Annotated in this window: 25 protein-coding genes and 1 pseudogene; 10 read left to right on the forward strand and 16 right to left on the reverse strand. The window is 69.9% G+C overall.

Annotated elements, in window-relative coordinates; translation table 11 throughout:
• Positions 1 to 3: 3 nt before the first annotated feature.
• The 6 genes from KI385_RS06815 to KI385_RS06840 all read right to left on the reverse strand — a co-directional run bounded on the left by KI385_RS06815 (position 4) and on the right by KI385_RS06840 (position 6431).
• Positions 4 to 1746 carry a proton-conducting transporter transmembrane domain-containing protein gene (locus KI385_RS06815; RefSeq protein ID WP_238571311.1) on the reverse strand — a complete coding sequence of 581 codons (1743 nt, stop codon included), beginning with the start codon at positions 1744 to 1746 and terminating at the stop codon, positions 4 to 6.
• Positions 1746 to 2459: a hypothetical protein gene (locus KI385_RS06820; protein WP_238571312.1), complete on the reverse strand. Its 714-nt coding sequence runs from the start codon at positions 2457 to 2459 to the stop codon at positions 1746 to 1748. Before KI385_RS06820 ends, KI385_RS06815 begins: the two co-directional genes overlap by 1 nt.
• 25 nt (positions 2460 to 2484) lie before the next feature.
• Positions 2485 to 3438, reverse strand: a complete 954-nt coding sequence (locus KI385_RS06825) for a respiratory chain complex I subunit 1 family protein (protein ID WP_238571313.1) — start codon at positions 3436 to 3438, stop codon at positions 2485 to 2487.
• The gene (locus tag KI385_RS06830) at positions 3435 to 5477 is read right to left on the reverse strand and encodes a proton-conducting transporter transmembrane domain-containing protein (RefSeq protein WP_238571314.1); all 2043 of its coding nucleotides are present in this window, start codon (positions 5475 to 5477) and stop codon (positions 3435 to 3437) included. The genes KI385_RS06825 and KI385_RS06830 overlap by 4 nt, the downstream gene beginning before the upstream one ends.
• Positions 5474 to 5956, reverse strand: a complete 483-nt coding sequence (locus tag KI385_RS06835) for an NADH-quinone oxidoreductase subunit B family protein (protein ID WP_238571315.1) — start codon at positions 5954 to 5956, stop codon at positions 5474 to 5476. Before KI385_RS06835 ends, KI385_RS06830 begins: the two co-directional genes overlap by 4 nt.
• A gap of 112 nt (positions 5957 to 6068) precedes the next feature.
• Positions 6069 to 6431: an ArsR/SmtB family transcription factor gene (locus KI385_RS06840; RefSeq protein ID WP_238577592.1), complete on the reverse strand. Its 363-nt coding sequence runs from the start codon at positions 6429 to 6431 to the stop codon at positions 6069 to 6071.
• A 172-nt stretch (positions 6432 to 6603) separates the two neighbouring features.
• Between KI385_RS06840 and KI385_RS06845 the strand changes: the two genes are divergently transcribed.
• From KI385_RS06845 to KI385_RS06855, 3 genes are all read left to right on the forward strand, one after another.
• Positions 6604 to 6822 (forward strand): hypothetical protein, encoded by a 219-nt coding sequence (locus KI385_RS06845; RefSeq protein ID WP_238571316.1) that lies wholly within the window; start codon positions 6604 to 6606, stop codon positions 6820 to 6822.
• On the forward strand, positions 6819 to 7166 hold the full coding sequence (locus KI385_RS06850) for an STAS domain-containing protein (RefSeq protein WP_238571317.1): 348 nt from the start codon (positions 6819 to 6821) through the stop codon (positions 7164 to 7166). The genes KI385_RS06845 and KI385_RS06850 overlap by 4 nt, the downstream gene beginning before the upstream one ends.
• Before the next feature lie 149 nt (positions 7167 to 7315).
• Positions 7316 to 7741 carry a YunG family protein gene (locus tag KI385_RS06855; protein ID WP_238571319.1) on the forward strand — a complete coding sequence of 142 codons (426 nt, stop codon included), beginning with the start codon at positions 7316 to 7318 and terminating at the stop codon, positions 7739 to 7741.
• Here the strand turns inward: KI385_RS06855 and KI385_RS06860 are convergent.
• From KI385_RS06860 to KI385_RS06880, 5 genes are all read right to left on the reverse strand, one after another.
• Positions 7723 to 8136, reverse strand: a complete 414-nt coding sequence (locus KI385_RS06860; protein ID WP_238571320.1) for an STAS domain-containing protein — start codon at positions 8134 to 8136, stop codon at positions 7723 to 7725. The genes KI385_RS06855 and KI385_RS06860 overlap by 19 nt on opposite strands.
• Positions 8137 to 8198: 62 nt before the next feature.
• Positions 8199 to 8615 (reverse strand): ATP-binding protein, encoded by a 417-nt coding sequence (locus tag KI385_RS06865; RefSeq protein WP_238571321.1) that lies wholly within the window; start codon positions 8613 to 8615, stop codon positions 8199 to 8201.
• Complete coding sequence (locus tag KI385_RS06870; protein WP_238571322.1) at positions 8612 to 9058, reverse strand: pyridoxamine 5'-phosphate oxidase family protein; 447 nt, start codon at positions 9056 to 9058, stop codon at positions 8612 to 8614. Before KI385_RS06870 ends, KI385_RS06865 begins: the two co-directional genes overlap by 4 nt.
• Positions 9055 to 10794 (reverse strand): SulP family inorganic anion transporter, encoded by a 1740-nt coding sequence (locus tag KI385_RS06875; protein WP_238571323.1) that lies wholly within the window; start codon positions 10792 to 10794, stop codon positions 9055 to 9057. The genes KI385_RS06870 and KI385_RS06875 overlap by 4 nt, the downstream gene beginning before the upstream one ends.
• Positions 10791 to 11132 (reverse strand): ArsR/SmtB family transcription factor, encoded by a 342-nt coding sequence (locus KI385_RS06880; RefSeq protein ID WP_238571324.1) that lies wholly within the window; start codon positions 11130 to 11132, stop codon positions 10791 to 10793. Before KI385_RS06880 ends, KI385_RS06875 begins: the two co-directional genes overlap by 4 nt.
• Before the next feature lie 269 nt (positions 11133 to 11401).
• Between KI385_RS06880 and KI385_RS06885 the strand changes: the two genes are divergently transcribed.
• Positions 11402 to 11617 carry an alkylphosphonate utilization protein gene (locus tag KI385_RS06885; protein WP_281066802.1) on the forward strand — a complete coding sequence of 72 codons (216 nt, stop codon included), beginning with the start codon at positions 11402 to 11404 and terminating at the stop codon, positions 11615 to 11617.
• A gap of 353 nt (positions 11618 to 11970) precedes the next feature.
• On the opposite strand, the gene KI385_RS06890 is transcribed toward KI385_RS06885, so the two are convergent.
• Positions 11971 to 12084 carry an RtcB family protein gene (locus tag KI385_RS06890; RefSeq protein WP_238571325.1) on the reverse strand — a complete coding sequence of 38 codons (114 nt, stop codon included), beginning with the start codon at positions 12082 to 12084 and terminating at the stop codon, positions 11971 to 11973.
• Between the two features lie 29 nt (positions 12085 to 12113).
• Entirely contained in the window at positions 12114 to 12455 is a 342-nt protein-coding gene (locus KI385_RS06895) for a DUF4333 domain-containing protein (protein ID WP_238571326.1), read from the reverse strand.
• A gap of 772 nt (positions 12456 to 13227) precedes the next feature.
• On the opposite strand from KI385_RS06895, the pseudogene KI385_RS06900 reads away from it, so the two are divergent.
• Positions 13228 to 13644: pseudogene (locus KI385_RS06900) on the forward strand (response regulator transcription factor); the annotation flags it as partial.
• 388 nt (positions 13645 to 14032) lie between these two features.
• Positions 14033 to 14905, forward strand: a complete 873-nt coding sequence (locus tag KI385_RS06905) for a HAMP domain-containing sensor histidine kinase (RefSeq protein ID WP_238571327.1) — start codon at positions 14033 to 14035, stop codon at positions 14903 to 14905.
• A 350-nt stretch (positions 14906 to 15255) separates the two neighbouring features.
• On the opposite strand, the gene KI385_RS06910 is transcribed toward KI385_RS06905, so the two are convergent.
• Entirely contained in the window at positions 15256 to 16239 is a 984-nt protein-coding gene (locus KI385_RS06910; RefSeq protein ID WP_238571329.1) for a C1 family peptidase, read from the reverse strand.
• Positions 16240 to 17042: 803 nt separating this feature from the next.
• On the opposite strand from KI385_RS06910, the gene KI385_RS06915 reads away from it, so the two are divergent.
• Positions 17043 to 18710, forward strand: coding sequence for a sigma-70 family RNA polymerase sigma factor (locus KI385_RS06915; RefSeq protein WP_238571330.1), 1668 nt, complete (start codon positions 17043 to 17045; stop codon positions 18708 to 18710).
• Between the two features lie 115 nt (positions 18711 to 18825).
• Here the strand turns inward: KI385_RS06915 and KI385_RS06920 are convergent, their stop codons facing one another.
• The gene (locus tag KI385_RS06920; protein ID WP_238571331.1) at positions 18826 to 19146 is read right to left on the reverse strand and encodes a hypothetical protein; all 321 of its coding nucleotides are present in this window, start codon (positions 19144 to 19146) and stop codon (positions 18826 to 18828) included.
• Positions 19147 to 19268: 122 nt separating this feature from the next.
• Positions 19269 to 19976 carry a TetR/AcrR family transcriptional regulator gene (locus tag KI385_RS06925; protein ID WP_238571332.1) on the reverse strand — a complete coding sequence of 236 codons (708 nt, stop codon included), beginning with the start codon at positions 19974 to 19976 and terminating at the stop codon, positions 19269 to 19271.
• Positions 19977 to 20135: 159 nt separating this feature from the next.
• On the opposite strand from KI385_RS06925, the gene KI385_RS06930 reads away from it, so the two are divergent.
• The 3 genes from KI385_RS06930 to KI385_RS06940 are packed head-to-tail and all read left to right on the forward strand — an operon-like array spanning position 20136 to position 22521.
• Entirely contained in the window at positions 20136 to 20477 is a 342-nt protein-coding gene (locus KI385_RS06930) for a darcynin family protein (protein WP_238571333.1), read from the forward strand.
• The gene (locus KI385_RS06935) at positions 20474 to 20926 is read left to right on the forward strand and encodes a hypothetical protein (RefSeq protein ID WP_238571334.1); all 453 of its coding nucleotides are present in this window, start codon (positions 20474 to 20476) and stop codon (positions 20924 to 20926) included. Before KI385_RS06930 ends, KI385_RS06935 begins: the two co-directional genes overlap by 4 nt.
• The gene (locus KI385_RS06940) at positions 20923 to 22521 is read left to right on the forward strand and encodes a multicopper oxidase family protein (protein ID WP_238571335.1); all 1599 of its coding nucleotides are present in this window, start codon (positions 20923 to 20925) and stop codon (positions 22519 to 22521) included. Before KI385_RS06935 ends, KI385_RS06940 begins: the two co-directional genes overlap by 4 nt.
• Positions 22522 to 22527 lie beyond the last annotated feature (6 nt).

Raw genomic sequence — 22527 nt, forward strand, 5'->3', positions numbered from 1 at the left:
GTTTCAGTGCCTTCCGGTGATCGCGGCGGCGGTGGAGAGCAGATCGGTCAGCGGTCCGGTGGCGATGCCAAGCGCAGCGCAGGCGAGCAGGCCCAGAGCGAGTGGCAGGCCGAGGCCGGTGCCCAGCCGCACGGGTGCGGCGTCGGTTGATACGGGGGCCGGTTCGGGGGTCGCGTGGGCCTGTCCGGCGTCCGGAACCGGGACCCCGTCAGGCGCTCCGGCCCTGGCGGCGTCCGCCCCGGCAGGGCCGGCGACACGAGCGCCCTCGGAGGGAAGCGGCTTCCTGCCGACTGCGGCGCGGCCGAGCAGCATGTGGGCCGTACGGACGGCGAGGGCGGCGAACGCGGTCAGGGCCAGTAGCAGTGCCAGCGCGGTGGGCCAGCCGAAGCCTGCCGCGAATCCGGCGCGGGCGATGCCCAGTTCGGAGGCGAAGAGGCTGAACGGTGGAAAGCCGAGCAGCGCCACGACGGCCAGGCCTAAGTTGGCGCCGAGGGCGGGTGCGCGGGCGAGGAGGCTGTGGACGCGCCCGATCCGGGTGGTGCGGTAGAGGTGCAGGATGTCGCCCGAGGCGCAGAAGGCGACGGTCTTGGCTAGGCCGTGGCCGGCGATGTGCAGCAAGGTGGCGGCGATTGCGAGCGGGGTGCCGATGGCGGCGCCCAGCGCGATCAGGCTCATGTGCTCCATGCTGGAATACGCCAGCATGCGCTTGTAGTCGCCCTGGCGAAGCAACAGGGCGGCGGCCAGGGCGAGGGTGAGCAGGGCGGCGCCGGCCAGCAGGGTCTGGGCGAATCCGGGCCCAAGCGCCGCGTCCGCGATGACCTTGCCACGCAGGATCGCCGTGAAGGCGACGGACAGCAGCACCCCGGACATCAGGGCGGAGACGGGGGCGGGGGCCTGGCTGTGGGCGTCGGGCAGCCATGCGTGCAGCGGGACCAGGCCCGCCTTCGCCCCGAACCCGAGGACGAGCAGGGCGGTGCCCAGGCGCATGACCGCGGGGTCCAGGCTGTCGGCGTGGGCGACCAGGGTGGGCCAGTCCAGGGCGCTCGCCTCAGGGATGCCCGCGGCACGCGCGGCGTAATAGATCAGGACGATGCCCAGGAAGGCCAGGGCGATACCGGCCGAGCAGACCACCACGTACTTCCAGGCCGCTTCCACGGATGCGCGGGTGCGGCGGTGTCCGACCAGGAAGGCCGTAACGATGGTGGTGGCCTCGATGGCGGCCCACAGCACGCCGAGGTTGGCGGCCAGCACGGCCAGGCTCATGGCGCCGAGGAAGGCGTGGACGAGGAGGTGGTAGCGGCGTGCGGTGTGGTCGGTGGCATGCCCGGTGGCGCGTTCGTGCGCCAGGTAGGTGGTGCTTGCGGCGCAGGCCAGGAGGGCGACGGCGCCGACGACCAGGAGCATCCAGGCGGTGAGGGCATCGGCGCGCAACTGGCTTCCCAGGGCGGTGACCGCTCCGTGGGCGGGAACGGTGGCGGACAGGACGGCCCCGCAGCCCAGGATCGCGGCCGGGGAGAGCAGCCCTGCCCAGTCGGCGACGGCTCTGCGGGCACGGCCGTGCGCGGCGTCCGCCGGCGCTCCGTCCAACTCGCGAGGGGGAACCGTTCCCCCGCGTTTGACCAGGGCGCCCAGGCCGGGGGCCGCATGGGCCGCACAGACCGCGGCCGGGACGGCGACGGGTGCGCACAGGACGAGGACGGCGGCGACTCCGCCCAGCGGGGCGGCTCCTCCCAGAGGACTCGGCATCAGTCGTGCAGCTCCCGCAGGTCGTCGATGTCGGTGGTGCCGAAGGCGGCCCGCATGCGGGTGGTGAGGACCTGCAGGACCAGGACGGCGAGCAATACGTCGAAGGAGACGCTCAGTTCGACGATCAGCGGCACGCCGGAGGCCGCCAGGAAGGCGGTGGCGGTGATGCCGTTGTCCAGCAGCAGGAAGCCGACCACCTGGGCCAGCGCCCGGCGCCGGGTGGCCAGGACGAAGAAGCCGATGAGCACCACAGCCAGCCCGACCGGCAGCGCCCGGGTGGCGGGCGTGGGATCCAGGGCGACCAGCGGCCGGGCCACGGCATAGGCCAGCAGGGTCAGCACGGCCGCGGTGAGCAGGGACGCGGCGACATTGACCAGTGGCTGGGTCTCGCGGGCCTCGCTGACATCCTCCTCGTAGTGATGTTCCTCGGCCTGCTCGGCGCCGGCAGGCGTCGCGACTGCGGTCAGGGCGCGGCGCATCAGATACGGCAGCACCCCCGCCCGCAGCACCCCGAGGCCGAATGCCACGGCGAACAGGTCCCAGCGCTCCTCGTGCAGCCCAAGCAGCAGTGGCAGCGCAGCCAGCGCGAATCCCTGGAAGGCGAAGATCCTCACGATCGCGGCCACTTCGCGCCGCCACAGCACCACCACCGCTGCGAGCAGGAACGCCCCGCAGGCCAGGTCCAGCAATTGGGTGTACGTACTCTCGCTCACCAAAATCGCACCATCCGCACTGCGCTCACTCTCCGCTCAGGAAGTACGAGGAGGTCACCGCGAGCAGCGCCAGCAGAAAGGACCCCGCCAGCAGCTCGGGCACACGGAACAGCCGCAATTTGGCCCAGAACACCTCGGCCACCGCCAGCACCGCCCCCAGCACCGCGACCTTGACGGCGAACAGCACCAGCGCCACCACCAAAGCCACCCACGAAGCATCGGTGGCGACACCCCACGGCGCGAACAGCGAAGCCAGCAGCCCCAGCAGAACCGTCAGCCGCATCTGCGAGCCCAGCTCCACCAGCGCGAGGTCGGGACCTGCGTACTCCAGCACCATCGCCTCGTGGACCATGGTCAGCTCCAGGTGCGTGGACGGGTTGTCCACCGGAATCCGTCCGGTCTCCGCCAGCACCGCCACCGCCAGCGCGGCGGTCGCCAACAGCCCAGCGGGTGAGGCAAGCCGGGCGGGGTGGTGGACAGCTCCGGAGACGATCGTGGCCAGATTCGTCGACCCGGCCGGTATCGACAAGGCGAACACCGACAGCAGAATGGTGGGCTCCACCAGGGCGGCCACCGTCATCTCGCGCGAGGCCCCCATGCCGCCAAATGCCGTCCCGGTATCCAGCCCTGCCAGCGCCAGGGCCACCGTGCCCAGTGCCAGCAGCGCCACGACCACGATCAGATCCGAGCCGGCGCTGACCGGAGTGTTGGTGGACAGCAGCGGCAGCAGCGCGGCGACCACGCCCGTGGTGGCGACCAGCAGCGCGGGCGCCGTACGGAACGCGGGCCCGGTCCCGACCGGGGTAATGGGCTCCTTGCGCAGCAGCTTGCGGACGTCCCGCCACGGCTGGGCGGCCCCAGCCCCAGCCCGGCCCTCCATACGCGCCCGCACCTGCCGCATCAGCCCGGTCAGCAGCGGCGCACCGCCGACGACCACCACGACCTGGGCGGCCACCGCCGCCACTCCCCATCCGCTCACCAGCCCACCACCAGCGCCACGAACAGCGCCACCAGCGCGAAGAAGCCATAGCCGAGATACAGGTGCACACTGCCGCTCGCCAGCCTCCGGGCCTCCTGCCCGACGCGGGAGAGCCCAGCCAACACCGGCTCGTACAAGCGATGTTCGAGGCGGTCGGGGACCCGCCGCTGGTAGCGCACCCGCTCCACCAGGTACGCGGACTCCCGCACCGGGGTGACGTTCACGTCCTGCTCCGGGGCCAGTACGTCATCGAAGACCCGCTGCAACGGCTCGGCGAACGAGGTCGCGGTGTACGCCATGCGAGGTGTCGGGGCGCCGCCCCCGCAGTCCCACAACCGGTCCTTCGTACGGCGTCGCCTACGATCGATCAGACGGGGCAGGCCGGCCGCCACCGCCAGGGCCACCGTCAGCGCGAGGACCACCCACAGGGGCGACAGCGACGCGGAGACCGCCTCCAGCCGCAGCTGCGTTCCGCCACCGGACACGGCGCCCCGGCCCGCGAGGCCCGCCGCTGCCACCGCGCGATCCAGCCCGCTCCCCAACACTCCTGGTACCAGGGCCAGTCCGGCACACGCCGCCGCGAGCAGCCCCATCCCGGCCAGCATGCTGGGTGGGCTCTCCTTCGCGTTGGCGGCCTGCTCACTGCGCGGCCGGGCGAAGAACCCCACCCCCATCGCCTTGACGAACACCGCCGCCGCCAGCCCCGCCGACAGCGCGATCACCGCGCCCCCCAGCGGCAGCACGATCGCCGGGGCCACTCCCGGCACCACCAGCCCGTGGATCAGGGACTGCAGCAGCAGCCACTCGCTGATGAATCCATTCCCTGGTGGCAGCGCCACCGCCCCCAGCGCGGCCAGCGCGAAGAGCGCTGCCGTGGCCGGCATCCGCGCCCGCAGGCCCCCGAGCCGGTCCAGGTCCCGAAGCCCCGTGGCCCGCAGGACCGAGCCCGCCGCACAGAACAACAGCGCCTTGAACGCGGAGTGGTTAGCCACATGAAGTAATGCGGCCGCCAACGCCAGCGCGGCCAATGCGGCATTGCCGGAAGCGGCGAACAGCCCTGCGGCCCCTACCCCGATCAGCACCAGGCCCATGTTCTCGCTCGTCGAGTACGCCAGTAGCCGCTTGAGGTCCGAGGCCATCGCCGCCTGCAGAATCCCGTACACGGCCGACAGCGCGCCGACCGCGATCAGACCCAGCCACCACCACAGCGGCCCGCCGCCCAGCAGATCGAAGCCCACCCGGACGATCCCGTAGATCCCGAGATTCACCATCGCCGCGCTCATCAACGCCGAGACATGGCTGGGGGCTTCGGGGTGCGCCCGCGGCAGCCAGGCGTGCAGCGGGACCGCCCCCGCCTTGGAGGTGAACCCCGCCGCCAGCAGCACGAACACCGCCCCGCGCACCGGCGCCGATACGTCGTGCGCCCCCTCCCGCAGCGCGGCGAAGTCCTCGCCGCCGGCGCTCGCGGCCAGCCACACCAGGCCGATGAGCAGCAGGATGAACCCCAGGTGGGTCATGACCGCGTACCAGACTCCGGCCTCCCGCACCGAGGATCGCTCCCGGTGCTCGGCCAGGACCAGCAGCAGCGAGGTGAGCGCCATCAGCTCCCACAGCACCAGGAACGTGGACACCGAAGCCGCCGCCGGCACCAGCACCAACGTCAGTGCGAACAACGGCAGAACGGTCTGTGCCCCGCACGAGCCCGCACCGTGCCCGCCGTGCCCCGTATGCCCTCTCGCGTACCCGATTCCGTACACGGCGACCGCCGCGACCACCGCGCCCGCTACCGCCATGAACAGCCCCGACAGCGCGTCCACGGCCAGGTGCACCCCGGCCAGCGGCAGCAGACCGGGCAGTTCCATCGACCACCGGGCCCCGCCCAACGCGGCCACACCCGCGACGAGTCCGGCGATACCGGCACCAGCGGTACCCGCGCCGGCCGCCGTCGCCCGGCCCCGCCCGGACGTCAGCGGCCCGGCCGCCGCGCCTGCTCCGGCCAGCCCCGCCGCCGCGCCCAGGGCGGGCCCGATCACGCTCACCGGCCGGTCAACGTACGCAGCGCCGCCACGATCTCCTCCGGTCGCGGCGGACACCCGCGTACCTCCAGGTCCACCGGCACCACATCACCGACCGCACCTTCGACCCCGTACGCCCCGGCGAACTCACCGCAGTTGACGGCGCAGTCCCCGACGGCGACCACCGCCCTCGGCTCGGGCATCGCGGCGACCGTACGGCGCAGCGGCTCGGCCATGTTCCGTGTCACCGGACCGGTCACCAGCGCCACATCCGCATGCCGCGGGGAGGCGACCATACGTGCCCCGTACCGCTCGGCGTCGTACACCGGCCCGAACGCTGCCGCGATCTCGATCTCGCACCCGTTGCACGAGCCCGCGTCCACACACCGCACCTGGACCGAGCCGCCCAGCTCCCGTGCGATGGCGGGAGGCTCGCCCTGCGGCCGTGGCGGAGCCTCCTCCGCCACCCGCCCGGTGTCACGGATCTTGCGCAGCAGACTCATCACAGGCTCCTACTCGTCAGCGAACTCGGTGCCTCACGATGCGGGAAGCGGCCGCCTCTCGCCGTCAGCCAGAGCGCAGGTCGTCGCCGGGAGACGGCCGCCGTACAAGGGCCTACGACAGCGCGGTGCCCGGCGGCTTCTCCTCCGGCGCTGCGGCCCGCAGGTCCGCCAGCAGCTCGGCCTGCCCGGACAGCACCCCCGTCAGGATCCTCCGCGCCACTATCAGCAACTCGGCCACCTCAGGACTGGTCAACGAGTAATAAACGGTCGAACCCTCCCTGCGGGTAACGACCAGATTCGCGCGCCGCAATACAGCGAGCTGCTGGGACAGATGCGCCGGCTCGATCCCCACCTCCGGCAGCATCTCGGCCACCGCGTACTCCCGCTCACTCAGCAGCTCCAGCACCCGGATCCGCACCGGATGCCCCAGCGTCTTGAAGAACTCCGCCTTCAGTTGGTACAGCGGCGCGGTCACCGGACCGTCCTCCTGCCGCTCCCAGCTCTCGACGGCCACAGTGACCGTTTTCCCGCGCATCGCAACCATTCCGTCCTGTCTGCCATGCGGCCATCCTCGCCCAGGTCATCCAGAGTGACGACCTAGCCAATTGCTAACATTAGCAATTAGTGAGGTCGATGAAGGGAGACTCGTGCGGATCATCCCCCTGCGTGGCGCGGGCACCGCGCTGCTCAAGTGCCCCATTCCGGCCTGTGGCCTGGTCTACCTGCCCACCGCTCTCGCGCAGCAGGGCTGCTGCCCCGGCTGCGGCCACGACCGCCTGGTCCAGCTGGCCTCCACACCGGATCACGCCCTCGAGCCGGCGCGATTCGAGCCGCCCACTGCTGCGACCGGGCAGGCCCGGAGATGAGCCTCGACTGGCAGTACGCCACCCACCGCGACGTGACCGTCCTGACCCTGACCGGTCACCTCGGCGGCGAGACCACCGCCCGCTTCGTCGGCGCCATCGACTGGGTCCGGCCCCGCGCCACGGGCCCCATCCTCCTGGACGTGACCGGGCTGGTCAGCTGGAGCGACGACGGTGAGGCCGCCATCGTGGACACTGCCCGGCGCCTCGGCAGCGCCGAGCAGCCACTGGCCCTGTGCGGCGTAGGGGACCTCCCTACTCTGGTCATCACCGCCAACCGACTCGTCCCCCTGAGCGTCTACCCCGACCTCGACACCGCCCTGGACGCCCTCGCCTCCCAGGGCTGAAGCCTTCTCCCCTGTGCGGAGGGGAGAAGGACACGCCCGGCAGCGGCGCTCGTTCCGCCGTTGCCGGGCTCCGCCTCCGCATACGGCACTGCGCTGAGAACCGCTCTCCTGCCACGTCGTTGTCAGTGCCGACCGCCACGCTGTACGGCATGACGCCTTGGAACCTGATCGATCTCGACCGCGCCTTCCATGCGAGCTGGGCCGCTGACACCTGCTCCCCCGATGACCGCCCGCTCTGGCATCCCGGCAACCCCGCCCGCGGCCAGTGCGGGATAACGGCCCTGGTCGTGCACGATCTGCTCGGCGGTGACCTGGTGCTGGGCGATGCGTTTGCGTACGGGCAGCCGCGCGGCTACCACTGGTGGAACCGCCTCTCCACGGGGGCCGAACTGGATCTGACCCGCGAGCAGTTCGGCCCGGAGGAGACCGTCTCTCCCGGCCGCGTGGTGCCGCGCCCGGCGGGGCCGCCGGCCCGCTACCGCGCGGAGTACGAGCTGCTGCGCGACCGGGTCATGCACCGGCTCGGTTCCCGCGCCGCGGCTCCGTGGGCCACCGGTCAGGACAAGACCGGCTGAGTGTCACCAGGCCAATTCACGGTGCGCCATTCCCGCCGCGCGCCCGGCCCGTCGGCCGACGCGTTGTGCGTGGCCAGGGCCGCGTCCAGGTCGTGGTGTACGGGGATGGGCGGGCACATCCCGTCCGGGACGAGGGAACCGTCAGCGGGAATCGCCGCCAGCTCCAGTGACCGTCCCTGTGCAGCCAGTTGCCGGGCGGCTTCGGCGATCGCCAGCCGCCCGGCCGCAGACCAGCCGTCCAAGGCGGTGAGGTCGAGGACAACCGGCCCCCTGCCCCGGGCCAGTGCCCAGCCGACAGCGCCGCCCAAGCGGTCGGCCTCCTCCGGGCCGAGGTATCCGGCCAGCGACAGGACACAGACACGGTCGCGGGCAGTGCAGCGCCACTGAATGGTCATGATGTTGCGCACCTTCCTCGGCGCGGGGCCGGGGATCGTAGGAGCCACGGTGGAGGTCGAGGTCACAAGGGCAGAGTGATCCACACGCTCTTGCCGCCGCCGTCGGCATCCGGCCGTACCGTCCAGGTGCCGCCCCAATCAGTGATCACTTCGGCGACGGTGGCCAGCCCTCCCGGACTTTGGAGAAAGCTCAGCGGGTCGAGCGGGGCAGGATGGCGGTCGTGGACAGCGAAGGCCAGTACGTCCGCCCCCGCGGCGAAGACGACACTGAGGTGGGGCGAGACGGTGCCGGCGTGGCGGACGCTGTTGGTGACCAGCTCGCTGAGCACCAACAGGGAAGGCCCGAGCGCCGGGTGGCCGGGATTGATGCCCCAGGAGGCGTAGGTCGTCTCGGCTTCCCGGCGAGCGAGTCGAACCGAGCTCGGCACGGCAGGGCAGGTCAGCACATGACGGTGCGGCAGAGCGACAGGCAGGGTCACCGGGACCGGGGCCTCCCCGCGCCGGACGCCGCGTCCGGGGTACCTGCGGCGCGGGCGAAGCGGTAGCCGTTGACGGTCTGCGGGTGGATGCGCAGCAGGGAGTCGTGCGGGCCATGCGTCCAGCCGGGCAGGGTGCGCCGGTAGTGGGCGGCCTCGTCCTCGTTGGTGATGACCTCGGCCAGGCCGGAGGCGGTCACCGCCCAGCCGCTCCCGGTCACGGGGTGGATCTGGTCGGCATGGTAGGTCACCGTGACCCGCCCGAACAGGGCGGCGGTGGGGGCCGGTGCACGGACGATCAGTCGCCCGTACTCCAGGACATGGGAGGCGGGGCGTACGGCGGTCACGGCCCTCTGGTCGTACATCAGCCGTCCCTGGGAGGCGCCTTCGAGGAGGTACAGGGCCTCCTCTCCGGATACATCGATCATGCGCGGGGTGGTGGTCATCGGGGGGACTCCTCGGTGATCACAAGGCTGGGTGCGGTCTTCTGGGCAGGGATGGGGAGGACGCCGGCACACTGGAGGTGAGTCCGCGCGCCCTGGATGGCCTCGGGAGTGGTGGCGTACTCCCGCCCCTCGTACCGGAGCAGCTCCAACGTGCCTACGGAGTCGAGGACTTGGCGCTGGCCGGGCCGTATCCCGGAGGTCAGTACGGCGATGCCGCGCCGGTTCAGCTTCTGCACCGCGTCCTTGAGGACCAGCGCCCCGGTGGCGTCGATGGTCGTCACCCGCGACATGCGCAGGATCACCACCCGTACGTCGGCGACCTCTGTGAGCTCCAGCAGGAAGCGGTGGGCGCCCGCAAAGAACAGTGGGCCGTCGATCCGGTACGCGACGATGTGCTCGGCGAGCAGTGCGTGCTCCTCCTCGCTGTCCTCGCCGGGCAGGTGCGGCCTGAAGGGCACCTGTTCCATGCGCGCCTGTTTGGCGACCGCCCGCAACGCCAGCGCCCCGGCCACCAGCAGGCCGATGATCACCGCGTACACCAGGTCCAGGGCCAGCGTCGCCACCGCGGTCAGGACCAGGACGACGGCATCGGAGCGCGTCGCTTTGGCCATGGCCCGTAGCGAGCCGACCTCGACCATGCGGATCGCGGTCGCCAGGAGTACGCCCGCGAGCGCCGCGAGGGGAATGCGGGAGACCAGCGGCGCGGCGGCGAACACGATCACGGCGAGCACGGCAGCGTGGGTGAGCGAGGCGAGCCGGGAACTCGCGCCGGTACGGACGTTGACGGCGGTACGGGCGATGGCACCGGTCGCCGGGACACCGCCGAACAGCGGCGCGGCCAGGTTGGCGATCCCCTGCCCGAACAACTCCTTGTCCGAATCGTGCCGTTGCCCCACCGTCATACCGTCCGCGACCGAGGCCGACAACAGCGACTCCAGCGCGGCGAGCGCGGCCACGGCGACCGCGGGCGCGAGTAGGGAGCCGAGCGCGGAGAGATCCAGGAAGCACAGCGACGGCGCGGGCAACCCGGCCGGAAGGTCACCGATCGGCTTGACGGCGTCCAGGTGGAAGACCTGGGCGACGAGCGTGGCGGCGATCACCGCGACGATCGAGAACGGGATTGCGGGGCGCCACCGTGCGCCGATGAGCATGACGGCGGCGACGGCGAGCGCCAGGCCGAGGGCCGTCCAGTTGGGCTGCCGTACGAACTCCTCGGCCGCGCGCCACGTCACGACGAGGACCTTGTCTCCCTCCGGCTTGGCCACACCCAGCGCGTTCGGTACCTGCTGCAGGCCGATTACGCACGCGATGCCGAGGGTGAAGCCCTCCACCACCGGTGCGGGCACGTACTGCATGTACCGGCCGGCGCGTGCCACGGCGAGCGCGATCAGCATCAGGCCGGCGATCAGCCCGACGGTGAGCACCCCGCCCGGCCCATACCGGGCCACGATCGGGACGAGGACGACGGTCATGGCGCCGGTCGGACCAGACACCTGCAGATTCGAGCCGCCGAACACCGCCGCCAGCGCGCCCGCGACCACCGCTGTCGCCAGCCCCGCCTCCGCACCCAGCCCTGAGGAGACCCCGAAACCCAGCGCGAGCGGCAGCGCCACGATCGCCACGGTCAGCCCGGCCAGCAGATCCCGGCGCGGATTGCGGCCCATAGCCGTCAGATCGCCGCGGGTGGGCAGGAGGGAGCGGACCGGGGCCCACGCCCGGCCGAGCACGGTGCTCACTTCGCGTCGACCCCGGCTTCCCGCAGCTCGGCCAGCAACTGGTTCCGCCCGGCCAGCATCTCCGTCAAGATCCGCCGCGCAGCCCGCATCAGGTCGGCCACATCCCCGCCCGCCAGCTCGTACACGACGGTCGAGCCCTCACGGGCCGAGGTCACAATGCCCGAGCGGCGCAGCACCGCCAGCTGCTGCGACAGCGCAGCCGGCTCCACCTCGATCGCCGCCAGCAGCTCCCGCACCGGCATCGGCCCGTCCTGCAGCAGCTCCAGCGCACGGATGCGGACCGGATGCCCCAGCATCCGGAAGAACTCGGCCTTGGCCTGGTACAGCGGAACCGGCACGAACACCCTCGACCCTCATATCTCACCGCCCCGCCCGGCGAGGCACAGCTGAGTGTCGTGCCCGCGGCTACCTACGGGCACGACAGGTACAGCATGTAGCCAATTGCATAAATTCGCAATTCACTAACCCGCTACTCTGGCAAGCCCGGGGAGGGACGACGCTCAGAAGCTGTGCCGACCCCGGAGTCAATAGGGCGCCGCTCGGTCGTGGCCGGAGCGGACCAGACCTGGCAGCCGCCACGCATGAATCAAGAGAGCAAGGAAGCACGATGAGTGACGCGAAAGACAGCAACGGCAACGTGCTGGCGGACGGCGATTCCGTAACCCTGATCAAGGACCTGAAGGTGAAGGGCACCTCAGAGACCCTCAAGCGCGGAACGCTGGTGAAGGGCATCCGTCTGACCGGCCGCCCCGACGAGGTCGAATGCAACACGAAGAAGGTCAAGGGCCTGGTCCTCAAGACCGCCTTCCTGAAGAAGGCGTAATCCAGGAGCCGACCCTGCGGCTACCCCGAGCTTGCCTAAGGGAACGAGGTCACGCCGCTGTCCGTCCCGCTCTCAGCCGCCTTGTATCGGCAACGCGGACGCGGGGCATCGTGATCATGAGAACCGCGCTGCCCCCGTGAAGGGGATGGGCACGGCACAGGTTCATGATCGGCGACGAGATCGGGCGCACGGTCGCCGGTCACCAGGATCGGGGCACGGGTTTGATTCCTGCACTGGGGTCGCACCCCCGAGCTACCAGGAGGCCCTGCCTTCATGCGCGTAGGGCCGGCAGATCACCCGACTTGGAAATTCGTTCGACTTACACATTCCAAGATCGGTTGAGAGGCGGCTTCTCAGACCTTCCCGCAGATGACCTGCTTGAGCGTCGCGACCGCCTGGGCCAGGCCCCGCCGCTTCCCCATCACCTTGCCGATCGGCTTGTACGTGCCAGGGGTCTGATCGACCATGACCATCTCTGATCAGCAGTCAGTTCGCGTTACTGCGCCGGGGAAGCCGTGGCGTCGGCCTTGACGTTGAAGTTGATCTTGGATCCATCGACCGAGGTCACCGTGACCGACACACCCAAAGTGCTGCCGTCGTCCGCCGAGAGCTTGCAGCGGGTGGTGGTGCCGACCTTGCCAGCGAGGCCCTCGGGGCATGTGATGTGGGGCTTTTGCCGGCCCGTTGCGGCGGCGAGCTTTTCGGCGACCGTGGTGGCCAGCTTGTCCGCAGGCAGCTTCGGCTCGGCCTTTTCCACGTGGGCCGAGGCCGAGCAGCCGACGAGCAGCGCGCTGGCGGCCAGGATCGAAGCTGCTGCGGACAACCGAGTTATGGGCATGATGAACTCCGGTCTGACGTGATCATGGCGAGAGGGGTGCCGGAAGCATACTGGCGGTTCCGCTCCGGGCACGAATGCGGGCTTCTCCGGGCATGAGCGCGGGGGCGGCGGGGAGGGAACACGTCGGCGGTGAGCGTGACGGGCTTTCCGTGATGAGACAGCCAGGAGCTGTCGTGGGCCCGGCCAAGATCAACCGGCCGGGTTCTCACGTTCGACCGCCAGCCGAACTCCTCGGTACGGCAACGGCTTCTGACAGAAAACTGGCGTCGGCCTCTGACTGCTGACCCTCGCGAACGCGACGCCCTTCGCCAACTTGCCGCAAGCGTTACAAACGCCGACGTCGAATACGAGCGGGTGTAGCCAACATGGACGCTGGACTCGGGGCTCAATGGCGGCCTGTTGAATGCGGCACTTCCGTTGCGAGCTCGCACGGCATCACAGCTGCCCCCTATGGCGGAGGTCATGATGGTGAGGGCTTGACCAGGCTGAAGACCTCTCGGGCAACGTAGCGTTTGAGGCATCGGACGATCTCGCGCCGGGTCTTGTGATCGTCTACGCCGGAGAGCTGGGCACTCTCATGACGGCGCTCGACGAAGCCGGGCTCTGATCCTGGGACGCGCCTGTGCTCGCCCCGGACACCGGATCAAAAGTGCCGGTGCGCCACCCCAGAGGAGTGCTGTCCGCCATACGGGGCGGCGCACCGGCAACACCGTGATTACCCGAAACCGGAGCTGATCACGCCGCGACCACCTGACGGACTCCCGCGCAGGTCTCGGCGGACCTGAGCCAGCGCCGGGTGACGGGGCTGCGCCTGGGCGCCGACGACTACCTGCCCAAACCGTTCGAATACGAGGAACTGGTCGCCCGCGTCCAAGCGCTCGGCCGCCGCACCCAGCCCGCGCTGCCCCCGGTACTGGAACGAGACGGCATCGTCCTCGACACCGCGCACCGCCAGGCTCACGGGCACGGCCGCTACCTGCAACTGTCCCGCAAGGAGTTCGCCGTCCTGGACGTCCTCATGCGCGCCCGCGGCGCGACGGTCAGCGCCGAGGAACTGCTGTGGCGCGCCTGGGACGAGAACGCCGACCCGTTCACCAACGCGGTCCGCGTCACCATCTCCAGGCTCCGCGCCAAACTCGGGGACCCCCCGGTGATCGAGGCCCTGCCTGGCGTGGGCTACCGGATCTAGAAGGCGGAACCGATGCACCCTGCCAGACCGCACCACAAGACCAGCACCACCCGCCACCGGCTCGCACCGACCGTACGGGTCCGGCTGACGGCCCTGTACGGCGCGTTGTTCCTCCTGTCCGGAACACTGCTGCTCACCGTCGTCTACCTCTTCCTCGACGGCATCCCGGTGACAGTTTCCGGCGGCACAGAAGTCGGCGGCGCCGCGGCCGGCCCGACCACGCCGGACCAGTTCCCCGGCCCCGCCGGAGCCGTTCCCCCGCCTCCCGACGCCGAGCTCGAGCACATCGCCGCGCAGGCCAAGGCCGCCATGCTGAACCACCTCCTCACGGTCTCCGCGATCGCCCTCGCCCTCCTGGCCCTGCTCGCTGTGCTCCTCGGGCTGGTGGATGGCCGGCCACGTCCTGCGCCCAGTGCACCGCATCACCACCACCGCCCGACGGCTGTCCTGGCAGAACCTGCACGAACGGATCGCCCTGGCCGGCCCCCGCGACGAATTCAAGGAACTGGCAGACACCTTCGACGACCTCTTCGCGCGGTTGGGGAGCGCCTTCGACAGCCAACGACGCTTTATCGCCAACGCCTCCCACGAACTGCGCACACCACTGACCATCCAGCGCGCCGCCATCCAGATCGCCCTGGCCGACGCCGCTGCCTCTCCCCAGAAGCTGGCGACGGTCCGGGAACAACTCCTCGATGCCAACCGCCGCGCCGAACGGCTCATCGACGGGTTGCTGCTCCTCGCGCAGAGCGACCGGGGACCACTGGAGCGTGTACCGGTCGCACTGGAGAACAAGGCCGCCGAGGCGGCCGACCTGTATGCATCCACCGCGCAGGCCGCCGACGTCACGATCAACACCGACCTGCACCCGGTCACTGTCCTCGGCGACCCTGTGCTGCTCACCCACCTCATAGCGAACCTGGTACAGAACGCGATCCGCCACAATCACCGCGGCCGCAGCGTCGACATCCACCTCTCCGCCACCGCCGGACTGATCATCCGAAACACCGGCCCCCACGTACCCCCACAGGCGCTGCCCGATCTGTTCGAGCCGTTCCACAGACTCGGCACCGCCCGCACCGGCTCCGCCCAAGGCGCTGGACTCGGCCTGTCCATCGTCTCCTCCATCACGCAGGCACACAGCGGTTCAGTAACCGCCCACCCGAATCCCGGCGGCGGCCTGAAGATCCGCATCTCGCTTCCCTACCTCACTGACGCACCCCTCGCAGCCGGCACCCGGACCACCTCAGGAGCATCCTGAATCCATCAGGAGACCCCTCGATCAAGGGGGACACTGATGAACGCGGTGACGGATCAGGACGACGATCGAGTCCTGGCGGGTCATCACGTCGGGCGGCACGGCTGAAACGGCGGAACTGGCAGGGTTAGCGAACCGCAGGCACCATTCGGCGGCACGAAGTCCTCCGGCTACGGGGGGGCGACGACCGCTGGGGCATCGAGGCGTTCTCCCACACCCGCTGGCTGACCGTTGCCACCCGGCACGCCGACTACCCGTTCTGAGTCCCAGCGGGGCTGTGCCGTTCGGCGCGACCCTGGCAGGTCGGTCCGAACGGCACGGCCGCTCAGGGCTCGTCGGCCCTGTTGGGGGTGTTACGGCTTGTGGACGAGCTTGCCGACGGCGTTGGCCTCCATCAGCTGGTTGCTGGCCAGGTACTTCCAGGACAGGTTGACGAAGCCGTGGTCGCCCCAGTTGGGCCCCCAGGAGTTCTCGACCCGCACGCCCTTGCTGTTGTAGCCGACGATGGTGACCCCGTGACCGCCCGCGTACTGCTCACCGGAGGCCGGGTAGTACGTGTAGGAGGCGGCCTTTTGGAAGTTGAGGTAGAAGAAGCTGTTGTACACGCGCATCGAGATGACGACCGGCTCACCCTTGGCCAGCGCGGATTTCACTTCGTCCTTGATCTGAGCGCCGGTGTGCAGCGGGGTGTAGCCGGACAGCTTCCAGTGCGCAGCGTTGCGTATCTCGCTCGCGGTCGGCTGGGTGGTGTAGTCGAAGTCCCCCTGCCAGTAGTGGGGCCTGGAGTCGATGCCCTGCGACATGGCTATCTTGAAGTGCTGCTGCGGCGAGCTGCCCCCGTCGTGCCCCTTGGAGATCTGGGCGTAGGTGTACATGGGCGCCCGGGGGTAGGCGGAGATCTTCTGCTCCCTCTCCAGGATGGTGTAGGCCGTGTAGTCGATGGCCCACGCGGCACAGGAGCCGACCTGGCCCTGCTGGCCGGGCGTGGGGGCGTACTTGGTCAGATCGACGCTGGCGGGAGGGGTTGCGCCGACCTTCTCCTGCGATGTGCCTGCGCCTGCCACACGGGGGGCGGCGGCCACCAGCCTCGACTCAACCGACTGGCGCAGCACGGAATCGCGCCACTGCGACCGGGACGGCAGGGCGCCGAGACCATGCGGCAGGTTGCCGTGACCGGCCTGCGGTGCCTGGACGGGGACTGGGTCGCGATGGGGTACGTCGGTGCTCGCCGAGGAGACCCCGACGGTCACGGCCCCCAGGGCTCCCGCTGTGGCGAGTGCGATGCCGGTGCGCGACTTGCCGCTGATGGTCTTCCACTTGTGGGAAGCACGACGCATGGATGTCCTCCTGGGACTGTCAGGGCTCTGACTGGCCGCCGCGAGGCAGCACTTCTGAGCCCTGGGTGAGACAGCCGGGATGGATGTCCCGGCGTGCGTGGGTGTCTTGGGGCCCGCCGTACGCGATCCGGCCGTTCGACGAGGCGAACGGTTCGCGCATGGACCCGGAAAATGGGAGAGAAATGTGGGGCACCGCTCAATGAATTGAGGGCTGCCCCAGCTCTCATGAACTGGACGCTTTCGAAGGCATGTCCAATGGGCAGCAGAAATTAGCGGAGCCACGCGTCCCGAAGCAAGTCCCAAGTGGCAGCAATCACAAACTCGTTGTCGAGGGAGAGGTCATAACGGACCCTGCGCGGCGCGCGGTGCCACGGCCGTACGGAACCGTGCCGACGCCGTTCCACTCCACTGGATGCGCCCTGGGCAGGTCCGCAACAGCACAGGTCGCAGCAGGTGTCGCCGCAGGCTCCGGTGCGCGCGACGGAGCGCGGCAGGCCACGCCGGCACCCCACACCAGGGGCTGTGAGGGCACGGGATTGTTCCGTCCACGAACTCGCCGCACTGTGAACTCCATTGCCCGGCGCCGCCATCTCCGATGACACGGGCAATACCCGACGGACAACCTAAATGTCCGTACATCGGCGCCGATCTGCATCTGATGTGCCGGAATGACGGGAGTTGTCGAGGGGCCCGGAGAGTTCCGGAAAAAAATTCCTGGGTTTCTGTTATCCGGCCCGCCCCGCCAGGGTCTCCCAGGTATCGAAGGCATGCAGAAACGATTGCGACAGAGAGCGAGGACGGACATGACGCCGGAACGTGAAGCCGCGGTCATCGCGGCCGCGCAGGCAGGGGACCAGCAAGCGCAGGACGAGCTAGCGGTCGGCTGTCTGCCGCTGGTCTACAACATCGTCGGACGCGCGCTCCACGGTCATGCGGACGTCGACGACGTGGTGCAGGAGACCATGCTCCGCGTCTTGGACGGACTGGTCGGCCTGCGCAAACCGCATCGGTTCCGCTCGTGGCTGGTGTCGGTGACGATGAACGAGATACGCCGCCACTGGCGCAGTAAACAGGTGTCGGCCGCCGATACCGGGGTGGACGAGGTGGCCGACCTAGCCGATCCCGGTGCGGACTTCGTCGATCTGACCATCATTCGGCTGGGCCTTTCCGGTCAGCGCCAAGAGGTCGCCGAGGCAACCCGCTGGCTGGACGAGGACGATCGCGCCTTGTTGTCCTTGTGGTGGCTGGAAACCGCGGGCGAGTTGACCCGCTCCGAGGTGGCCTCCGCCTTGAAGCTGCCCGCACGGTTCATCGCGGTACGGGTGCAGCGGATGAAGACGCAGCTGGAAACCTCCCGGTTGGTGGTGCGCGCGCTGTCGGCGACGTCTCGTTGCCCGCGGCTGGAGCCCGTCGTTACCCAGTGGAACGGTGTTCCCTCCGCACTGTGGCGCAAGCGCATTTCCCGGCACGTCCGTGACTGCAGGGCCTGCTCGGGGCGGCGCAGCGGCCTGATACCCGCGCAAAGCCTCCTCGTCGGCATCGCCCTGGTACCGCCGAGTGCCGCTGTCGCCTGGTCGGCGGCTCAGGCAGGCCACAGTGCGGCGGCGTTCGGGCCGGCGGCCCAGCCGACCGGTGCACATGGCGGACACGCCGGCACCATGACCCCGACGGCGGGACGGCATGCGGCGCATCGGCTGACCGGTCAGGGCGGCAAGCGGTTCGGCGGCCACCGCCGTCCACGGGTCCGGCCGCGAGGTACGCACCTACTCGCCGGAAGCGCCGCGGTGACGGCCGCGGCAACCGTGATATCCGTATCCTTCGGCTCACCGGGCAGTACCCGGAAGACCGACGCCAAGGCCGCCGCAGTCCAGCCGGTCCAGGTGGAGGCGGCGCCGATATCCAACCCACCACCCCATACCCCTTCCCCCTCGGCCACCCACCGGCCGGTGGTCTCGCCCAGCCGGAAACCGACCGTCGCGCCACGCACGGCCGCACCGTCCCCGACCCGCCGGACGCCCACCCCCTCAAGCACCCCGGCCGCCAAGCCGGCCGCCGACGCGGTCGAGCAGGTCCTGGCCTTGATCAACCAGGCACGAGCCGCCCATGGACTGCCGGCCTACACCCTCACCACCGGCCTCACCCGCAGCGCGACGGCGCACAACACGGCGATGGACAACGGGTGCGGCCTGTCCCACCAGTGCCCGGGCGAAGCCCCGCTGGGAGACCGCGAGACAGCTGCGGGCGCCAAGTGGGGCGCCGCAGGAGAAAACATCGGGCAGGCATCGGCAGGACCGGACGCCCAGCAGATCGCGAAGGCTGCCGTCAGCCTCACCCAGGACATGCTGAACGAGAAACCACCCAACGACGGTCACCGCCAGAACATCCTCAGCAGCACGTTCACCCACGTCGGCATCGCCGTCCACCGGAATCCCAACGGCACCGTCTGGCTCACCCAGGACTTCTCCGACTGAGCGCCCAGCATCGACGAGTTCACGCAGCCGGTCGCTGAGCCTCTTGTCGCTGATGCCGCGCACCGCGTCTTTCAGCCGGTCGAACCGAGCAGGGCGCCGGGCGGTTCCCCGGTACCTACGCCGGTACGGGGTCCCCCAGGATTCCGCGCAGAACCGTGCCCGCGGCCGACGAGGCTTCCGCCATCTGCCTCAGCGCCTCACCGTTGAGATACCGGTAGCTCTGCGGCGGGTGAAAGGTCCCGGCGGCACGCAGAGCGCTGAGCGGCACCGGTTCCTCGAAGGGCTGGGGTTCTTCAAGCGTGAGCCCGCTGGCCTGGGCGGCGCCGCTCATGTACTCATCGAACTCCCGTCGACTGATGCCGGTTTGGTTCCGGTGGACGCGCCACACCTCCCGTGGGGAGCCGACCTTGACCGCCGCGATGCGTGCCAGCTCCACCAAGGCCATCGTGGGGGCGGTGGCGTACAGGACGACGGTCGTGCCGGGGCTCCGTCACGGCCGCCGTTGGCCGAATTCATCCCACTTTGCGTAGCGACGGCTGACCGTGCGTCAGCGTCATTTCATGGGTGGGCGCCGAACATGGCCAGGACCTCGTGCAGGGTCTGCTCGAAGAGCGGCTCGGGGTCGGCCAGTGCGAAGTCCAGGTGGCCGAACACCTCCATGGAGACCACCCCGTACAGCCGCACCCATGCCTGGACGAAGACATGCAGGACCGGTAGCGGTACGTCCTCGGTCAGGTGCTCACGCAGCTCCTCCAACTGCTCCAGCCAGGCCGGCTCGGCCAGGCCGCCGGCAGGTAGTGGGATCGTTCCCTCGCGCCACAGCTGCGTCATGAGGACGAGGAAGACCTGGCCGAAGCGCCAACTCGCGTCATGCGAGGGGTCGTCAGGGGCCGTGCCGGAGTCCGCGATGGGCTTGCCGAACAGCAGGCTGAACTCTCGGCGGTGCGAGAGCGCCCAGCGCCGGAGCTGACGGGCAGCGGCGGCCAGTCTCTGGGCAGTCGCGGCCTCCGGGCGTTCGTCGCGCGCCGCTTCCAGCGTGGACGCCAGGTCCAGGTAGAGGTCGGCGATGACCGCCTGGACCAGGGCGTAGTGGTCGGGGAAGTAGCGGTAGATGCCCGGTGCGGTCATGTTGAGTTCACGGGCGATGGCCCGCAGGGTCAGCGCCGTGGGGCCCGCCTCGGCGAGCAGTCGCCGGGCCGTGCGAAGGATGTCCGCCTCGGTCTGCTTGCGCTGTTGAGCGCGTCGGGTGGGCGGCTTGTCGGCCATCGCGGCTGCTCCTGCTCTCGCGTCCCGGCCCGGCCGTGACCAGGGCCGCACTTGACTCAGTAAACGGTGTTAGCTGTATCTTACGTGTCACTCAGTAAACAGCGTTAACCATTTTGTCCCAGCCGGAACTCTCCGGCTGGGGCAATGGAGGGGGACCGCATGCCGTACGTGATCATCCTTGGCTACTCGTTCTCGCCGGCGTGGCTGGCGTTGCCCCGTGCGGAGCGGCAGCGTCTCAAGGAGGCCCATATCGGCCCGCTCGTCGCGAAGTACGCGGACCGGGTGCGGATGCGGTTCTTCGACGCCGAGGCATTCCAGACGCGCTTCACGGACTTCGCCCTGGTGGAGACCGAGGACCTGCAGGCGTACTACTTCCTGGTGGAGGAGCTTCGTGACTCCCCGCTCGTCGGCCAGGGCTATCTGACGGTCAAGGACATCTTCCTCGGCATCGAGGACGGCCATCAGGCATACGAGGGCAGCCTGCAGGAGGCCGGCGCGTGAGCGGCCTGAGCGGCGTTGTCGTACCGGCGCCCGGGACGCGGCCGGCACGCTCGACGGTGAGCCGCTGGCTCATCACCGTGATGCGGGCACTTGCCTGCCTCTTTCTCCTCGACACCCTGGCCCAGGCCGCACTGGCCGGACTGTTCGTCACCGGCGATGTGGACCTGCTGCGGTGGCACGATGCGAACGCCCAGGTCTTGTCGGCGCTCGCAGCCCTGCAGATCGCCGCCGCCATGCTGATCCGGCTCCGCACCCGGGGTCCGCGCTGGCCGGTCGCGGTAACAGCGCTGCTGCTCGCCCTGGTCGCCGGACAGCAAGCGTTGGGCCACGCCCGGATCCTCGCCGGACACATCCCGCTCGGCATGGCCGTCTTCGGGATCGCCGCCGCACTGACCTGCTGGGCGTTCACCTTCCGCCCCCTCACCGACTCCGCGCAGGAGCTGCAATGACTTCCCGGTTCTCCCGCCGGACCGTGCTGGGCCTGCTCGCCGGTGCCGGAACGGCCATGACCCTCGGCGCCACCGGGTACGCACATCTGGCCGGCCAGACCACCGGCCGCGTCCTCGCCAGCACCACGAAGCTCCCGCCCCCCTTCAAGGTGCCGCTGCCCATACCTCCCGTCGCCCGGCCGACCAGCACCGACGGCGGCCGGGACACCTACGAGGTCGTCCAGCGCGAGGCAGCCATCGAGATCCTGCCCGGCCTCAAAACCACCGTCTGGGGCTACGACGGCCTCTTCCCCGGCCCCACATTTGTCACCCGTTCCGGCCGCCCTGCCCAGGTGCGGGTCCACAACAAGCTGCCCGTACCGACAGTGACCCACCTCCACGGCGGCGTCACCCCGCCTCAGTCCGACGGCTACCCGACCGACCTGCTCCTGCCCGCAGGCTGCAACCCGGCACTCCGCAAGGGCGTCCTCGACTCCCAGCGGGCCGGGCACGCCATGCACATCGCACCGGCCGACTGGAACGTACGGGAGAGCTACCGGACATATGAGTACCCATTGAACCAGCGTGCCACCACGCTCTGGTACCACGACCACCGCATGGACTTCAGCGCCCCGCAGGTCTGGCGCGGACTGGCCGGTTTCTTCCTCGTCCACGACGACGAGGAGGACGCGCTGCCGCTGCCCCGCAGCGAGCGGGACATTCCACTGATGCTCTGCGACCGTGCGTTCGACGCCGACGGCGCATTCCGCTACCCCGCCCTGGACCCCTCCTGCACCGGCACACCCGGCGTCCACGACGCCTACATGGGCGGCGTCCTCGGCGACGTCCAACTCGTCAACGGCGCCCCCTGGCCCCGGCTCGAAGTCTCCAACACCCGCTACCGTCTCCGCCTGCTGAACGCCTCCAACGCCCGCCGCTACCGCCTGGCCCTGGAACCGGCACCCCGCAGCGGCACCCCGTTCACCCACATCGGCAGCGACGGCGGCCTGCTGGCCGCCCCGCAACAACTGACCACCCTCACCATGGCCCCGGCCGAACGCTTCGACGTCATCGTCGACTTCTCCGCCTACCCGGTCGGCAGCCACGTCACCCTGATCAACACCCTCGGCCAGAACGGCATGCGCCAGGTGATGCGCTTCCACATCACCCGCCGGGTCAAGGACGACAGCGCGATCCCTCGCCGCCTGTCCGCACTCGACGCCCTGACACCGCGCGAGGCGGTGGCGGTGCGCAGGTTCGACTTCCGTCGCGCGGAGGGAGCGGACGAACAGCAGGTGTGGACCGTCAACGGACACCCCTTCGACACCGCCACACTGCTGGCCACACCCCGCCTCGGCACCGTGGAACGATGGCGCTTCAGCAGCGACTTCCACCACCCGGTCCACGTCCACCTCGCGCACTTCCAGGTGCTCTCCAGGAACGGTCGTCGCCCGGCCGCGACCGATGCCGGATGGAAGGACACCGTCGACGTACGGCCCTATGAGGTCGTCGACGTTCTCGCCCGCTTCGACGGCTACCGAGGGCGATACATGCTGCACTGCCACAACCTCGAACACGAAGACATGGCCATGATGGCGAACTTCCAGGTCATCTAGCTTGAC

It is taken from the genome of Streptomyces inhibens (genome assembly GCF_022221585.1).
GTDB classification, from domain to species: Bacteria; Actinomycetota; Actinomycetes; order Streptomycetales; family Streptomycetaceae; genus Streptomyces; species Streptomyces inhibens.

Bases quoted from the DNA above. Each gene is read 5' to 3' on its own strand.
- KI385_RS06890 (WP_238571325.1), bottom strand. From the start codon at position 12,084: ATGGTCGATCAGACCCCTGGCACGTACAAGCCGATCGGCAAGGTGATG.
- KI385_RS06860 (WP_238571320.1), bottom strand. From the start codon at position 8,136: ATGACCATTCAGTGGCGCTGCACTGCCCGCGACCGTGTCTGTGTCCTG.
- KI385_RS06910 (WP_238571329.1), bottom strand. From the start codon at position 16,239: ATGCGTCGTGCTTCCCACAAGTGGAAGACCATCAGCGGCAAGTCGCGC.
- KI385_RS06850 (WP_238571317.1), top strand. From the start codon at position 6,819: ATGAGCCTCGACTGGCAGTACGCCACCCACCGCGACGTGACCGTCCTG.
- KI385_RS06925 (WP_238571332.1), bottom strand. From the start codon at position 19,976: ATGGCCGACAAGCCGCCCACCCGACGCGCTCAACAGCGCAAGCAGACC.
- KI385_RS06895 (WP_238571326.1), bottom strand. From the start codon at position 12,455: ATGCCCATAACTCGGTTGTCCGCAGCAGCTTCGATCCTGGCCGCCAGC.
- KI385_RS06835 (WP_238571315.1), bottom strand. From the start codon at position 5,956: ATGAGTCTGCTGCGCAAGATCCGTGACACCGGGCGGGTGGCGGAGGAG.
- KI385_RS06905 (WP_238571327.1), top strand. From the start codon at position 14,033: ATGGCCGGCCACGTCCTGCGCCCAGTGCACCGCATCACCACCACCGCC.
- KI385_RS06885 (WP_281066802.1), top strand. From the start codon at position 11,402: ATGAGTGACGCGAAAGACAGCAACGGCAACGTGCTGGCGGACGGCGAT.
- KI385_RS06930 (WP_238571333.1), top strand. From the start codon at position 20,136: ATGCCGTACGTGATCATCCTTGGCTACTCGTTCTCGCCGGCGTGGCTG.
- KI385_RS06915 (WP_238571330.1), top strand. From the start codon at position 17,043: ATGACGCCGGAACGTGAAGCCGCGGTCATCGCGGCCGCGCAGGCAGGG.
- KI385_RS06855 (WP_238571319.1), top strand. From the start codon at position 7,316: ATGACGCCTTGGAACCTGATCGATCTCGACCGCGCCTTCCATGCGAGC.
- KI385_RS06815 (WP_238571311.1), bottom strand. From the start codon at position 1,746: ATGCCGAGTCCTCTGGGAGGAGCCGCCCCGCTGGGCGGAGTCGCCGCC.
- KI385_RS06940 (WP_238571335.1), top strand. From the start codon at position 20,923: ATGACTTCCCGGTTCTCCCGCCGGACCGTGCTGGGCCTGCTCGCCGGT.
- KI385_RS06870 (WP_238571322.1), bottom strand. From the start codon at position 9,058: ATGACCACCACCCCGCGCATGATCGATGTATCCGGAGAGGAGGCCCTG.